General features: G+C 53.1%; 10 protein-coding genes. 4 read left to right on the forward strand and 6 right to left on the reverse strand.

The window, feature by feature from the left end:
• Positions 1-78: 78 nt before the first annotated feature.
• From DKK75_RS07520 to DKK75_RS07545, 6 genes are all read right to left on the reverse strand, one after another.
• Positions 79-3,207 (reverse strand): cation-translocating P-type ATPase, encoded by a 3,129-nt coding sequence (locus tag DKK75_RS07520; protein WP_110452792.1) that lies wholly within the window; start codon positions 3,205-3,207, stop codon positions 79-81.
• A 574-nt stretch (positions 3,208-3,781) separates the two neighbouring features.
• Positions 3,782-5,269 (reverse strand): sensor histidine kinase, encoded by a 1,488-nt coding sequence (locus DKK75_RS07525; protein ID WP_181414505.1) that lies wholly within the window; start codon positions 5,267-5,269, stop codon positions 3,782-3,784.
• An 8-nt stretch (positions 5,270-5,277) separates the two neighbouring features.
• The gene (locus tag DKK75_RS07530; RefSeq protein WP_258333205.1) at positions 5,278-6,000 is read right to left on the reverse strand and encodes a response regulator transcription factor; all 723 of its coding nucleotides are present in this window, start codon (positions 5,998-6,000) and stop codon (positions 5,278-5,280) included.
• 140 nt (positions 6,001-6,140) lie between these two features.
• The gene (locus tag DKK75_RS07535) at positions 6,141-6,965 is read right to left on the reverse strand and encodes an ABC transporter permease (protein WP_110452795.1); all 825 of its coding nucleotides are present in this window, start codon (positions 6,963-6,965) and stop codon (positions 6,141-6,143) included.
• A gap of 1 nt (position 6,966) precedes the next feature.
• Positions 6,967-7,803, reverse strand: a complete 837-nt coding sequence (locus tag DKK75_RS07540) for a hypothetical protein (RefSeq protein WP_110452796.1) — start codon at positions 7,801-7,803, stop codon at positions 6,967-6,969.
• Positions 7,800-8,495 carry a lantibiotic protection ABC transporter ATP-binding protein gene (locus DKK75_RS07545; RefSeq protein ID WP_110452797.1) on the reverse strand — a complete coding sequence of 232 codons (696 nt, stop codon included), beginning with the start codon at positions 8,493-8,495 and terminating at the stop codon, positions 7,800-7,802. The genes DKK75_RS07540 and DKK75_RS07545 overlap by 4 nt, the downstream gene beginning before the upstream one ends.
• Before the next feature lie 264 nt (positions 8,496-8,759).
• Here DKK75_RS07545 and DKK75_RS07550 point away from each other — a divergent pair, with 264 nt between their 5' ends.
• The 4 genes from DKK75_RS07550 (at position 8,760) to DKK75_RS07560 (ending at position 15,390) form a co-directional block, all read left to right on the forward strand.
• Positions 8,760-10,322, forward strand: a complete 1,563-nt coding sequence (locus DKK75_RS07550) for a type I restriction-modification system subunit M (RefSeq protein ID WP_110452798.1) — start codon at positions 8,760-8,762, stop codon at positions 10,320-10,322.
• Positions 10,323-10,386: 64 nt separating this feature from the next.
• On the forward strand, positions 10,387-11,193 hold the full coding sequence (locus DKK75_RS08090; RefSeq protein WP_146208640.1) for a hypothetical protein: 807 nt from the start codon (positions 10,387-10,389) through the stop codon (positions 11,191-11,193).
• The gene (locus DKK75_RS07555; RefSeq protein ID WP_219997325.1) at positions 11,156-12,286 is read left to right on the forward strand and encodes a restriction endonuclease subunit S; all 1,131 of its coding nucleotides are present in this window, start codon (positions 11,156-11,158) and stop codon (positions 12,284-12,286) included. Before DKK75_RS08090 ends, DKK75_RS07555 begins: the two co-directional genes overlap by 38 nt.
• Complete coding sequence (locus DKK75_RS07560; protein ID WP_110452800.1) at positions 12,283-15,390, forward strand: type I restriction endonuclease subunit R; 3,108 nt, start codon at positions 12,283-12,285, stop codon at positions 15,388-15,390. The genes DKK75_RS07555 and DKK75_RS07560 overlap by 4 nt, the downstream gene beginning before the upstream one ends.
• The last annotated feature ends 257 nt before the right edge of the window (positions 15,391-15,647 follow it).

Raw genomic sequence — 15,647 nt, forward strand, 5'->3', positions numbered from 1 at the left:
TCGAGCCTCAACTGAGACCATAGGAGGCAATCCCGATGCGGCATTGTCCAGTCCAATCGCCGCATCAGGAAGAAACGATCATGCCCGCAGCCGTCTGACTGCCCAGTTGAACAGCTTGCGCAGTTCTGAAGCGACTAGGACCAGGGAGGCCAGGGCGATGCACTCCAGCCAGGCCTGGGGTTGGAGGGGGACAGTGCCAAAAGCCTCGCCCAGGAAGGGCACGTAGATCACCAGGAGCTGGAGCAGGATGGAAATCCCTATGGCGCCCCAGAGCCAGGGATTGCTGAAGAGCCCCTGGAAGGCCGACTTGCGGGAGGAGCGAGAGGCTAGCGCATTGAAGAGCTGGGCGAAGACCAGGATGGTGAAGCCCATGGTCCGCGCCTCCCTGATCTGCGCCTCGTGACCGATCGCCTGGACGGACCTGTCGGTGAAGAGGCCGCCGCTCAGATGCATGTCCATGCCGATCAGGGTGACCAAGGCCATGACCAGGCCTATGTAGATGATGTCAACCCACATATCCCGGTCGATCACCCGGTCGTTGACGGATCGGGGCGGGCGGTCCATCAGATCGTCGGTCTGCGGGTCCACGCCCATGGCCAGCGCGGGGGCCGCATCGGTCAGGAGGTTGATCCATAGCAGCTGGGTGGCCAGCAGCGGCACGGTCACGCCCGCCATGCCGGGCTGCGATATGCCCAGAAGACCAGCGAAGACCACGCCGCCGAAGACCGTGAAGACCTCGCCCATGTTGGAGCTGAGCAGGTAGCGCAGAAACTTGCGGATGTTGTCGAAGATGCCCCGGCCCTCTCGCACAGCCTGGACGATGGTGGCGAAATTGTCGTCCGCCAGGATCATCTTGGCCGATTCCTTGGTGACCTCGGTCCCGGTGATGCCCATGGCCACGCCGATGTCCGCGGTCTTGACAGCGGGAGCGTCATTGACGCCGTCGCCGGTCATGGCTACGACCTTGCCCTGATCCTGGAGCGATTCGACGATCTTCAGCTTGTGCTCGGGGGCCACGCGGGCGTAGACGGAGACCTTGGAGGTGGTCTCCCGAAGCTGATCCGAGTCCATGGCATCCAACTGCTCGCCGGTGCAGGCGGGCTGGCCGGGCTTGATGATGCCCAGGTCACCCGCGATTCTGGCCGCAGTGAGCGGATGGTCGCCGGTGATCATGATCGTTCTGATGCCGGCCTTGTGAGCCTGATCCACCGCATGACGGACCTCGGTGCGGGGCGGATCAATGATGCCGACCATACCCGTCCAGATCAGATTGCTCTCCAGATGGGCGCTTTCCTGGATCACCTTGTCGGCAGACAGGCGGACAGCCGGAGCATGCTGAGACATTCGAGGCAACTGGTCCGTCTGGTCTGTCCCAACCGTCCTTGACAGCTCCTCCCCCTCACCAGCTTCGGTCAGCGATGACAGCTCCTGGTCGGATACAGGCCGGAAGGCCTGCCCCAGAGTTCTGTAAGCGTCCGCTGAGAGACTGCTGACCTGGGCAAGTATCCTCTCCCGATCTGCGCTGGCCATAGGCCTGACCTGGCCGCTCTCGAGAATCCGGTCGCATCGGCCAAGCAGCACGTCGGGAGCGCCCTTGCAGAAGAGTCGCGACCGCACTTCGTCGCCATCATTCGGGGCAGCCAGAACCGACATGAGCTTGCGCTCCGATGTGAAGGGAATCTCGGCCAGACGACGATAGCCATCAGCCTTGGCATCGGCTCCGACTTTGCGAGCGGCGACAATCAACGAGACCTCCGTGGGATCGCCGACAATCTGCCAGTGACCCTGCCCCGATCCAGACTGGGTCTGGGAATCCGGTTTGGCCTGGTCCGCCTGCCAGTGAAGGTCTCCGTCGTTGGCGATGGTCCCGACCATCAGGGTCTCTTCAACCGCCTCAGCCAGAGATGAATCGATGGTGTCCGTCAGCTGGTCGTCAGACTCTCCGGCCTTGACCGGCTGCATGGCTCCCTCTGGGGCGTACCCGGTGCCAGTGAGTCGGACCTGTCCCGAGGGGACAACCACCCGCTCAACGGTCATCTCATTGCGGGTCAGCGTCCCCGTCTTATCAGAGCAGATGACCGATGCCGAACCCAGCGTCTCAACCGAGCTGAGCTTCTTGACGATGGCATGGTGCTTGGCCATGCGCTGCACGCCCAAGGCGAGAACCACGGTCAGGATGGCCGTCAACCCCTCTGGCACTGCAGCTACGGCCAGGGATACGGCCATGAGTAGAGAGTCAATCAGATCCTGAGTTGTCTGGAAGCCTTCCATCAGAGCCAGCGCCGCCAGAACCAGGACCGCAATCAGACAGACGGCCAGGCCGAGAAGCTTGGAGACCCTGGCCATCTCCTTCTGTAGAGGCGTAGGCTCCTCCTGGGTATCAGCCAGCATGCCGGCGATTTTCCCGACCTGGGTATCCATGCCGATGGAGGTGACGATCATGCGTCCGGTGCCCTGGGTGACTGCGGTACCGTTGAAGACCATGTTGGTCCTGTCGCCCAGAGCCTTGGGCTGGTCAAGCCGACCGGGCCGCTTGCCTACCGGCAGAGACTCACCGGTCAGCGACGCCTCGGCCACTCGCAGGCCCGCAGCCTGGAACAGTCTTCCGTCAGCACCGACCGAATCACCCTCAGCCAGGACCACTACATCGCCGGGGACGATCCTGCTGGTCTCCAGGCTGACCACCTGGCCATCGCGCAGAACCGAGGCACGAGGTGCAGTCATGCTCGCCAATGCGTCGACCGCTCGCTCAGCCTTGGCCTCCTGGGCATATCCCAGAGCAGCGTTAAGGATGAGGATGATCATGATGACGATGGCATCGAAGGGCAGGGGTTCGCCGCCTCCGGCTGCCGGGTGCGAGCGCTCCACCACCCAGGCCACCAGCGAAATGGCCGTGGCTGCCAGGAGCAGATAGACCAAAGGATCCTTGAACTGTTGGAGGAACTTCCTCCACGCGGGAACGGGAGGCGCCCCAGCAAGCTCGTTGGGGCCGAATAGTCCCAGTCGACGAGCTGCTTCGGCCTCGGCCAGACCCCGGTCAGGATCCACGTTCAAGGCAAGGGCAACCTGATCGACATCTACTGTAGAAGGGTCCTTGAGAACGGAATCATTCACTCCGCGCTTCTGCCCAGAGTCCTGCCCTGCAGCCGGAATCACGCCGGTATCTATTGATTGTTCATGCTTGGAGTCGCTGGTCAACCCAGTCATGCCACTCTCCTGCTTATGCCACGGAGTAGTCAACGCTTCGGGGGCCTATTGAAAGAAATCAGAGGCGGCCAGGCCAAAACGCTGCGTGGATGTTTACCAAGTTGGATTCATAATATACATAAACATGGCCGAAGTCGTCAAGGCCTTTGTTCCAGGGCGAACCAGCAAGATTTTTTCATAGCGATGGGCATGAGCTGCTGTAGCGACTCCCGATATTTGTCGACACTATTTACTGTTGGCAGCTCAATTCGAGGAATCTCCCCTCCCACAGTCGATAGACGCGGCGTTCCATCCTCAGGTTGGGCTACTCTTCCTTGAACCTACCAACCTACGCGCATTCAGCCTCTCAACCTGATCCTTGACCAAATCTTCGGCAAGCAAAGCCTGACAAGCAAGGTCACGGAGCAATACTAAAGAATGACAAACTTTAGTAATCCATTACTAGAATGATTACTAAAAAATTGATGTTTTTATAATTATCAGCCCACGATTGACACTATTTCCTGATCTTTAGCACTATGTAATTCTTGACCAGACACCAAGCTTGCCGTGAACGGCATCAACTCTGCTGAATTCACTGCACTGGCAAAGATACAGTGACTACTGCGCCATCGCCATCGGTAGCATTTCCAAGGGTCAGATGACCTCCTGCACTCTCCACAGTTGACCGGGCCGCAGCCAGGCCGATGCCATGGTGACCGCCGGAGCCGTGCCGACTGCTATCGGCCTGATAGAGCCATTCCGTGGCATGAACCAGAGCTCGGCTGCTGAATCCTGGACCCTGGTCACGCACGGTCACAACCAAGGCACGGCCGCCCTCATGGCTATCCTCCAGCTTCCATGTCAGCGTCACCAAGCCTTGGTCCGGAGAATAGTCAGCTGCGTTGGCAACGATGTTCATAATCGCCCTGGCAAGGTCAGCGGCATTACCGGAAATCTGACCAGCATGGGACCCCAGGCGGTCATCCCTCTCGAGCCGCAGACCCCGGGCATTCAGGTAGCCTTGGGCCTGGTTGTCGACCATATTCCTCAAGGCAACCGTTGTGACCTCGGATCGTCCAGAAGCGGTGCCCACAGAACCTTGACTGATTGCCTGGGCGTAGTCGGCCATTTCAGCGATGGCATCCTCGATGGAGTCCAAGTAGGACTGCTGCTCCTGGCTGAGTTCGGTCTCACCCAGCAGATCTGCATTGCCTCGCATGATGGTCAGCGGCGTCTTCAGGTCGTGGGCCAGGGCCGCCACCTGCCGACGCTGGGACTCCTGGGCCGTCCAAGTCTTCTCCAGAGATTCCTTCAACGTAGCACGCATCCTGTCGAAGGACCCTAGCACTCGGTTGATCTCCATCACGTTGCTGCGGGGCAGGGAGGCATCCAGGTCCTGCCGCCCTATATCCTCAGCCACCTGGTTGAAGACCTTGAGCTTGGACGATATGACACGGGCCGCCCGCAGCCCGACCAACAAGAGGGTGAGCAGCAAAGCCATCCCGTAAGACGCGAGCAGAAGGTTCTGGGGATTGGGATAGCGGTCCCGGTCCTGCCTGGATGCCCACTGCGGCTGAACCCGATAGGCCAGGACACATGGCCGCCCATCAGCTGTGACATAGACGGCGTAGGTCGCATCCGGCTTCGCGCGAGTGGCCAGGGGCCGCCCCGTCTTCTTTCCTCGCTCTTCCGATGGCTTAGCTGCCCTATGTTCCCAGTGGTCGGCAGCCAGCTGGTCGGCCTCGCCAGCCATGCCGCCTTTCATATCTCCCCCCGTAGGATGCCCCTGGTGGTCATAGGTTCGATACCAGTAGGCTGCGGGAATCAAGGATTCGTCAATAGCGGCCGAACGGCCGATGGATTGCCCCACCTTCTCCAGATGCTGCTCGCCATAGTTGGCCCAGAAGATGTCACCCCTGGCCCCCAGGTTTATCCAGACCATATAAATGCCGGCGAACAACAGAGCCAGAATCAGCAGAACATAGAGAAAATATCTGATGATCAGCAGAACGATGGGCATTCCCTTGCGGCTTGGCCGGCCCTTGCCGTTGACGCTCGGTTCCATCGGTGATTCGGGCACGCCGTCGGTCAGGCCACCCATTGGTAACCCACCGACCAGATGGTCCTGATGGGGTCCACCCCCAGGGCCTTAAGCTTGCGCCGAGCATTGCTCAGATGCACTCTGACAGCAGCCGTGGCATCGCTGTCCGTATCATCGGCGGCCGGATCATCCTCTGCAGCCAGGCAGGCCTCCCATATCTGCATGGGCGCGTAGGCCCTCCCTGGATGCTCTGCCAGCAGGGCGCATATGCGGTATTCTGCATCCGTCAGATTGGCGTTGCGCCCGTCCACTCTGATCTGCCGCGCCTGAAGGTCCATGTCCAAAGGGCCGAAATGCAGGAGGGGACGCCCGCGACGACTGCCCTGAGACAGCCGCGCCCTGACCTTGGCTCGAAGTTCGGCAATGCCGAAAGGCTTGCGTATGTAGTCGTCGGCGCCCAAGCCATAGGCCAGGACTGCGCTGTCCTCGTCAGTCTTGGCCGTCAGGAAGATGATCGGGCAGGATACCCGTTCCCTGATGGAAGTCAAAAGGGCAAAGCCGTCCAAGTGTGGCATCATGACATCGCAGAGGATCAGGTCGACCGAGGACAGGTCCATGCTTACGACCTTCCGCGACTCGTTGACCACGGTCACGGCATAGCCGTCCTTGGACAGGGCAGCCATCAGCAGGGTGGTGATCCTTGGATCGTCGTCCACCACCAGGATGGAAGCCCGATGCCGATTGTCCCCGGGGGAACCTTCGGCGTGCATGTCAGCCACGATTGGCTCCTTTTCTGCGCTTGCCGACCCGACTCAGCCGCGTTTGAGAATGAAGGCCTTGTGGGCCAGGTGTCTTGCAAGCCTGATTCCTAAGACAGGTTTCTCACGGACCTGATGCCCTGCGGCCCAGTCTAATCGCTGACCTTGCGCCGATCCTCGAACCTGCCGATCCAGAGCAGGAGGGCCAAGCCCAAGGTCAGGGTGAGGACCAGACAGGGGACCAGATTGTCCAGAGCCGTCACACCGATTGAAGCACGCAGACCTTCCCCTCCCGGCATGGTCAAGGCCAGGGCCTGTTCGATTCCCAAGGAACCGAACCTGGTAGGCCAGGTGAAGGGTATCCACTGGCTGATCCCAGGAGCGCTCTCGACACCGGATAAAGTACGGCCGTACAGGCCATTGAAAAGGCCGCCAAGGGAACTGATGGATATCCCAGTGCCGAGGACCCCAATGGCAATGGTCGTGTTTCTGCCGAAGCGCAGGGCCAGGGCGATGGAGAAAAGGTAGAGGCAGAGGGAACCGCCGGCCATCCCCACGGTGGCAAGCGCGACGGCCGTGATTGGTGCGCCCGATCCGCCGGTCAGAGCCATGGGTAGGCAGTATGCCAAAGCCGCTAAGGCTAGAGCCAGCAGACCCAGAAGCCAGAGCACCAAGATCTTGGCTGCCAGACCCAGACGGCGGCTGGGAATCCCCAGAAGGTTGGCCATGTCGCCAGCCTCTCGCTCGGTTTCGATGTTTATGGCAACGACGATGGCGGCCATCAGGGGCATGAAGGCGCCCAGGACCTGAAAGAAGGCATCGGTCTCCAGCCCAGGATCATAGGGAGCTGCAGCGAAGTAGGCGCCACAGACGAGGCCGGCCGCCAGTCCGCAGACGACATGGATGGCGATAAGCACAGATCCATGCAATCGCACGATTTCCGAGGCCACAACCCGGCCGACTGTCATTCCAGTCATATCAGTTGGTCTCCTTCCGCGAGAACCAGATTCCCGTCAGGACGGACAGGAGCAGGAACCAGACCAGACAGACCACCAAGGCCGCCAGGCTCTGCCCGCCAAAGACAGACAGCGCAGCCTTGATCGGACTGTTGTCTTCAGTTTCCAAGGGCACGCCATCAGGCATGACCTTCATGAATGGCACCGGCAGGTTGATCATGGCGGCGGGCGGCAGGAAGGGCCAGAGCCGTTGGCTTCCCCAGAAGGTGATCGAGACCAGCAGGTCCGCCATGTAAGGCAGGCCGAACCCGATCAGAACGCCAAACCGGGCGGTAAGGGCCAGTCCCGTCGGTACCATCCAGGAGCAGGCCAGAACCAGCATCAGGGCACTGACTACGAAGTCGACTACAGACGGTCCCCCGACCCCGGAAACGGCGACTATCAGTGCCGAAAGACCCAGAGCCAGCAGGGTTGCGATGCCGACCAGAAGCAGACAGTAGACAATCTTGGCCCACCAGATCAGAGCGGGCGCAGCAGGCAGAGCCAGAGTGGTCCTCCACCGCTGTTTGCCGTCGATGTTGGCCACGGCAACGCTTATCAGGGCAGTCATGGCAGGAAGGAGCAGAACATACCAGTAGTTGACCCAGGAGGGCATCCAGACATGCAGCCCGAACGCGAAGCAAGCCACGATGACAATGAGCACTAGAGGGAAAGCCAAGACCATCCGCCTGGGTGCAGCCGATCGGCCCTTCATGATCTCCGCTGTCAGAATCCTGCCGAAGGAGATGCCGTTGCCCCTGGTTCCGACTCCTTCGGCCGTATCCTGCTGGATGAGTTCGTTGGCATTCCCGCTGCTCATCGTGACCTCCTGAGCACGTCCATGAATAGTCCCTCCAAGTCCTCCCCGGCGTGCAATTCATTCTCATAAGCCAGGCGACCGTCCGCGATGATGCCGATATGGTCCGCCAGAATTGACACCTCGGAGAGGATATGGCTGGAGACGATCACGCTCATCCCCTGCTGCGGGAAGCTGCGGATCATTCCCCTCAGCTCCTCGATGCCCAGCGGATCCAGCCCGTTGGTGGGCTCGTCCAGGATCAGCAGACGAGGTTTGGTCAGAATGGCGTTCGCTATCCCTAGGCGCTGCTTCATGCCCATGGAAAACTGTCCAGCCTTCTTGGAACCCGTATCGCTCAGCCCGGCAATGGAAAGCGCCTGGTCAATCCGCTCATCGGGGAGGCCAAACAGGGTTGTGCGCACCTTGAGGTTCTGGCGAGCCGTCAGATTGGGGTAGACGGGCGGCTGCTCGATCAGGGCGCCGATGTCGTAGAGGTCCCGACGCGACCAAGGGTGTCCATCCAGAATCATGGATCCGCCAGTGGGGTGCAGCATGCCTGTGACCATCTTCAGGGTAGTGGATTTGCCAGCCCCATTTGGGCCCAAGAGCCCGTAGACTCCACCCTCGGGGACATGCAGGGACACCTGGTCGACGGCCCGCTGTCCGTGGCCGAAGACCTTGGTCAGCCCCTCGGTCCGCAATATGTAACGCATGGTCGGCTCCTATTCATTTCCGTGTGTGAGGAGCCAGACTAAAGACCGAAAATAAAGAAAGATAAAGGAAATAGAGAGGACTTCACATCACTATCCGGTTAAAAGTTCACTACCATTCTTGTCGGCACTATCCAGTTGCTAAGCTCGGCTGTTCTCAGTCCAGTTCGATCAACATATACTGGGACTATTAATAGAAGCGGGTGGGCCAGCAGCATGGTTTGCCTGCTTGATATCGCTTACCCAGGAGCACCAGGAGCGTAAGAAATGCCGGATACCAAGGAGACCCAACGAGCAGAACTGCACAAGACCATCTGGAAAATGGCCAATGAGTTACGAGGCTCCGTAGACGGCTGGGATTTCAAGTCCTATGTCCTTGGACTACTCTTTTATCGATTCATATCCGAAAATCTGACGGATTATCTTAATGTTGCGGAGCGCGCAGCGGGCAATAACGATTTTAACTATGCACAGCTGTCCGATGAGCAGGCAGAACTTGGCCGAAACGATACGGTGGCTGAAAAGGGGTTCTACATTCTCCCCTCGGATCTGTTCGTCAACATACAAGCCAATGCCGCTCGAGATAAAAATCTGAATGAAACTCTCGAAAGAGCGTTCAAACGCATCGAGGGCTCTGCCTTGGGAACGCCCAGTGAAGATAATTTCAAAGGCCTATTTGACGACCTGGATGTTAATAGCAGTAAACTGGGGCCAACTGTGGGTGATCGCAATAAAAAACTCGCCAAATTACTGAATGCCATCGGCAATATGCAATTGGGGATAGACGACAACACCCAGATAGATACCTTCGGTGATGCTTATGAGTTCCTGATGACCATGTATGCCTCGCAAGCTGGCAAATCTGGTGGGGAGTTCTTTACGCCCCAAGAGGTCTCAGAACTGTTGGCCAGGATTACGGTAGTAGGCAAAACTCGGGTCAACAAAGTATATGACCCCGCTTGTGGTTCCGGATCACTCTTGCTGCAGTTCAATAAAGTACTAGGAAAAGACAATGTGCTGCAGGGATTCTTCGGCCAAGAGATCAACCTCACTACATATAATCTAGCTAGGATTAATATGTTCCTACACAACGTGAACTACATGAAGTTCAACATAGCTCACGGTGATACTCTCACGGCCCCGGCGCATTGGGACTACGAACCATTCGAAGCTATAGTGTCTAACCCGCCTTATTCCATTCACTGGGAAGGCAAAAACGACCCGCTCCTTATTAACGATTCACGCTTCTCACCAGCAGGTGTGCTTGCGCCTGCTTCCAGGGCAGATTTAGCTTTCACGATGCATATCCTTTCCTGGTTGGCCGAAAACGGCACGGCAGCTATCGTCGAATTTCCAGGCGTACTATATCGTGGTGGATCTGAACGAAAGATCAGAAAATACTTAATTGACAACAATTATGTTGATGCGGTAATCCAATTACCCCCCGATCTCTTTTTTGGAACAACTATTGCCACATGCATTATTGTGCTCAAGAAATCAAAAAAGTCTAATGATGTTCTATTTATTGACGCATCCGACCAATTTGTTCATTCAGGAAATAAAAATAGGCTTAGTTCCAACAACCGTCAACATATTTTAAAATGGTATACCCAACGTAAGGGCATTAAACATCGAGCCAAATTAGTTCCAAACTCTCAGATCGGAGAAGATGGCTACAATATTTCGATTTCCACATATATCCAACAGGAAAGGACAGACGAAGACATCGATATCCGAGCGTTAAATCAGCAAATTACCGACATAGTCGAGCAAGAACAAGATCTTCGACGACAAATCGGCAACCTAATTACACAATTGGCGGATCTCTGATAAAGCAATATTGTAACCGAGAATACAGGACGAAATAAAAATGCGACTATCAGATATTCTTAACATGGACCACGATACCAAGGACCACGAGGTAGAAGGATTTTTGGGTAACACGCATATTAAATCCGGCAAATCCCGTAAAATCCATGTTGGGCATATTGCTCGCAATTATTATTGCCCAAATTGCAAAGCCAATAGAACATTCATGTCTGTGGATGAGTTGACATGCGTTGTTGAAAGTGACCATTTGATCAGCATAGACGCCATTTTAAGCTGTCCGACCTGTTCTGAAAATCATCCTACTAACGTCGAAGCATGGTTCTTAATTGGTTGCCGTGATACCTTTTTTTCGCAATCACCTGTCGTTTATACTATTCAGTGCAATGAGAAGTTATCCAGGGGAATCAGTTATCCCAAGAATCGCGAAACTAGTTTTGACGAATTGTTAGAAAAAGCTGATAGAGCGTACAGTAATCAACTAGGCGCAGGCGCTGTCATATATTTAAGGAAGATATTTGAACAGGTAACCTTGCAGACCGCCTGCGCAATTAATGTTCCAACAAGGACCAAGAATGACAAGCGTAGGACCTTCCGCGAAATTTTAAAAGACGTTAATGACAAACACCAAATAATTCCGCCAGAATTCTCCAGTAATGGCTATAGATTATTTGGCGATATTAGTAACGTTATCCACGGCGACTTTAATGAAGCAGAAGCGCTCGACAAGTACAAGAGCTTCAAACGCCTTATCTGCGGAATTCTAGACAATATTAATAATAATAAGGAGCTGCTCCAGGCGGTGAGCGCGCTAGGCTGGGACGATAATGAGGACATTGATTCAACAAAAAATAGTTGTCAAAAAAGTGATTAATAAACAAGCGAGGCATATAGCGGACATGCGGAACTCAAGAGCGGTCAAATTCTTGCCGTTAAGTAAAATTGCTAAACTATACAATGGCAAATCTGCAAAAGACCTTCCAGAAGGTAACATTCCTGTCTATGGGAGTGGAGGGATTATCCGTTATGTCAACCAGGCAGCACATGACGGACCTTCCATACTCATTCCACGTAAAGGGTCATTATCAAATATTTTTTACGTTAATGGGCCTTTCTGGAACGTCGATACAATTTTTTATGCCGTCACTAAAGACTGCATGAATCCAAAGTACCTGTACCATGTCTTGCTCGCAAAGCATCTTGATAAGTTGAATCAATCAGGTGGGGTTCCGAGTTTAACTCAGGCTGTTTTAAACGAAATTAATATACCTGTTCCAAGTCTATCTGAGCAAAACAAAATCGCACGGACACTTGACTCACTCGAAAGATTAGAAAGCAATCTAACTACTAAACTAAGAGCAGAATTAAATGCAAGGCAGCGCCAATACACCTACTACCGCAATCATCTCATCACCGCAAACGAGAACGGCAAGCAAATCCATTTGGGTGATATAGCGGCTATTAGTACAGGTTTTCATGACACGAAAGACGCAATAACCGAGGGCAAATACCCCTTTTACGCTCGAGGTCGTGAACCTTTACGCTTAAACACGTATGATTTTGATGAAACTGCTATAATTACTGCTGGCGATGGAGTTGGCGTCGGTAAGGTTTTCCATTTTGCCACTGGACGATATGCCCTTCACCAAAGAGCGTACAGGATAGTCCCGGATAAAAACATAGATCCGCGCTATGTTTACTATAGTTTACTAACCTCTTTCCCGGCATACCTTAATCGTGTATCCGTACATTCATCAGTAACCTCGCTTCGCCGGTCTATGCTTTTGAACTTTCCTATATGCATCCCGCCAATCCAAGTTCAACATCGAATATCATCTATATTGGATGATTATACAGCTCTTCAAAATAAAGCGCTCTCCGGTCTTCAAGTCGAGATTAAGGCCCGACGCAAACAATACGAGTTCTATCGTGAACAACTTTTGACTTTCAAGGAGTTACACGCATGAACAGTAAAGCAACATTCACATTTAAGCCAGCCGCATTACCCCCAGAAAGTACGGTCATCGCCCAATATGATGCGCCCACTTCGCTTCAGACTGAGTATCAGTCTGAAGCTGATCTTGAATGCGAATTTATCAAACTTTTAGAATCACAAGCATACGAATATGTAGCCATACATACCGAGCAAGATCTCATCGAAAACCTCAGATCCAAACTCGAAGAACTAAACAACATAGCCTTCACTGACCGGGAGTGGGATAGATTTTTCTCTACCAGTATAGCTAGCAACAACGACGGTATCGCCGAGAAGACCTTCCGTATTCAAAAGGACCATATTCAGATACTTCGCAGAGACGACGGAAGCACCAAAAACATTAAACTGATAGATAAGGAAAACATCCATAACAATGCACTTCAGGTCATCAACCAGTATTATATGCCCCGTAGCCAAGTCTCAGAACACACCACACACCGTTTCAACCGGTATGATGTAACTATTCTAGTAAATGGTCTGCCATTGGTCCATGTGGAGCTCAAGCGTAGAGGCGTGAATCTCCGTAAAGCTTTTAACCAAATCGACAGATATCAACAGGAAACATTCTGGGCTAGTTCTGGTCTTTTTGAGTACGTACAGCTATTCGTGATCAGCAATGGCACTTTTACAAAGTACTACTCTAACTCTACTCGCCAACTGCATATCGCCCAAATTCAGAATCAGAGAGAGAAGCTTCGACGCCAGAGCTTGCACGGCTACGAATTCACCAATTGGTGGGCAGATGCTACCAATAAACGGATTTTAGACCTTCACTCATTTACCCGGACCTTCTTTGCCAAACACACTATCTTGAATATTCTGACACGATATTGCGTTCTTACAGTAGATGGGACATTGATGGTGATGCGTCCCTATCAAATTGTAGCTACAGAACGAATCTTGCAACGCATAGTAGTCTCGACTAACGCTCATAAATTGGGAACGATCAAAGCAGGCGGATACATATGGCACGCTACAGGCTCAGGCAAAACTCTGACAAGTTTCAAAACCGCACAGTTAGCCACACAAATAGAAGGCGTCGAAAAGGTACTATTTGTGGTTGACCGCAAGGACCTTGACTATCAGACCATGCGGGAATACGACAGTTTCGAGAAGGGCGCAGCGAATTCAAACACTTCTACCAAAATCTTAAAGCGCCAGCTGAAGGATCCCTCAGTTCAAATCATTATCACAACTATTCAAAAACTATCTAACTTTATTGAGAATAATTCTCATCAGCAGGTTTATCAACGACATGTAGTTATTATTTTCGACGAATGCCACCGATCGCAGTTCGGCTACATGCATAAACGCATTACCAGCTCCTTCAAGAAGTACAATATCTTCGGCTTCACTGGCACTCCAATATTCGCAGCGAATTCACGATCCGGAAACAACTCACAGTTGAAAACTACCGAACAAGTCTTCGGCGATAGATTGCATACTTATACAATCGTTGACGCTATCCGAGATAAGAATGTCCTGCCCTTCCGGATCGATTATCTAAACAGTGTAGAGGTCGGTCATGTAACCGACGATAAGGTCTCAGGAATCGATACCGAACGAGCCTTGCTGGATAATCGCCGTATCTATCAGATAGTCAAGTACACGCTTGAACACTTCGCGCAAAAAACACGCCGACAAGACAGCTATCAACATACGACGGTAACCAATGTTACCGAAGTAGTGAAATCCCCTCGCGGAACTGATGAAATCAAGAGGCCACGGCGAGTGAAAGGATTCAATGCTCTCTTTGCCACAGCGTCCATAGAAGCCGCCAAGCGTTACTACATCGAATTCCAGCACCAACAAGCTGATCTGGCGCCTGACCAGCGACTCAAGATCGGAATGATTTATTCATATTCCCCCAATATTGCTCAATCCGACGGGTTATTAGATGATGAAGATTTCACCACGGATTACTTGGACAACGAAGATAGAGACTTTTTGGAAGATGTGATCGCTGATTACAACGACATGTTCCATACGAGCTACGACACCAGTGCCGATAAGTTCCAAAACTACTATAAAGACCTATCCATGCGGCTGAAAAACCGCGAGATTGACATGGTCATTGTAGTGAACATGTTTTTGACAGGCTTCGATGCCACTACGCTTAACACTCTCTTTGTCGACAAAGATCTGAGAATGCACGGGCTAATTCAAGCCTTCTCGCGCACAAACAGAATACTGAACTCCATAAAAACCTACGGCAACATCGTTTCTTTCAGAAATCTGGAACAGCAGACCAACGAAGCTCTGGAATTATATGGCAATAAAGATGTTCAGGGCACCGTAGTCCTAAAACCATATCGTTACTACTATGACCAGTATCAGGCCAAAGTCAAGCAACTGCGCGAATCGTATCCAATCGGCAGACAAATAACTGGCGAAAAAGCACAGCGACACTTCATTATGCTGTTTGGCAATATTCTGCGTCTAAAGAATATACTAGACAGCTTCGATGAATTCAGTGGACATGAAATCCTATCGGCAATACAATACCAGGACTACCAGAGCATGTATTTGGACATGTATGCCGATTATCGAAACAGCAAGAGGGCTGATAAAGAAAGCATCAACGATGATTTGAACTTTGAAATCGAACTGGTCAAGCAAGTTGAAATCAATGTCGATTACATCCTCATGCTGGTCGACAAGTACCACAAGGCGCACGGCAACGGCGCAGATGAAGAACTACGCACCACTATAACCAAAGCGGTGAACGCCAGCCCCACCTTGCGCGACAAGCGTGATCTGATCGAGCGGTTTGTGGACACCGTCTCCATAACCGGAACTGTGGAGGAGCAATGGCAGCGGTTTATTTCTAAGCAGCAGCAAAAGGAGCTCACCAGCATTATCAACGAAGAGCATCTGAAACCCGAATCCACAGAGCGGTTCATGCGTCAAGCCTTCGAAAACGGGGACCTACAGACAGGCGGAACCGCCATCACTCAGATTATGCCGCCCATCTCCAGGTTCACACCAACCGGGGGATACCAGGAGCAGAAACAGCGAGTGATAGATAAGCTCGTATCCTTCTTTGATCGCTTTGTGGACCTAGGACAAAATTAAGGTTCAGTCTTTCTGAGAAACCTTGATATATGACGGTGCTCGGCAGGCGGTGTATCTTCCCGCAGAGCACCGTTTCTATTGATTTTCCACTCGAAATCTCCGTAGGATCCGTCGGCATTTCTCTGAGTCGCACTGAAGCGATTGGAGATCATCCACGGAGCAACGAAGAGCTCTGAGTTCATTAGCATACCAATGCTCTCGATCACAAATATATTCAGCCCGGTATTCGTCTATCGTCTTTGCAGATGTTTCATTTA

The sequence above is a fragment of the Bifidobacterium asteroides genome (assembly GCF_003202695.1).
Lineage (GTDB): Bacteria > Actinomycetota > Actinomycetes > Actinomycetales > Bifidobacteriaceae > Bombiscardovia > Bombiscardovia asteroides_G.

Bases quoted from the DNA above. Each gene is read 5' to 3' on its own strand.
- DKK75_RS07520 (WP_110452792.1), bottom strand. From the start codon at position 3,207: ATGACTGGGTTGACCAGCGACTCCAAGCATGAACAATCAATAGATACC.
- DKK75_RS07530 (WP_258333205.1), bottom strand. From the start codon at position 6,000: ATGCACGCCGAAGGTTCCCCCGGGGACAATCGGCATCGGGCTTCCATC.
- DKK75_RS07535 (WP_110452795.1), bottom strand. From the start codon at position 6,965: ATGACTGGAATGACAGTCGGCCGGGTTGTGGCCTCGGAAATCGTGCGA.
- DKK75_RS07540 (WP_110452796.1), bottom strand. From the start codon at position 7,803: ATGAGCAGCGGGAATGCCAACGAACTCATCCAGCAGGATACGGCCGAA.
- DKK75_RS07545 (WP_110452797.1), bottom strand. From the start codon at position 8,495: ATGCGTTACATATTGCGGACCGAGGGGCTGACCAAGGTCTTCGGCCAC.
- DKK75_RS07550 (WP_110452798.1), top strand. From the start codon at position 8,760: ATGCCGGATACCAAGGAGACCCAACGAGCAGAACTGCACAAGACCATC.
- DKK75_RS08090 (WP_146208640.1), top strand. From the start codon at position 10,387: ATGGACCACGATACCAAGGACCACGAGGTAGAAGGATTTTTGGGTAAC.
- DKK75_RS07560 (WP_110452800.1), top strand. From the start codon at position 12,283: ATGAACAGTAAAGCAACATTCACATTTAAGCCAGCCGCATTACCCCCA.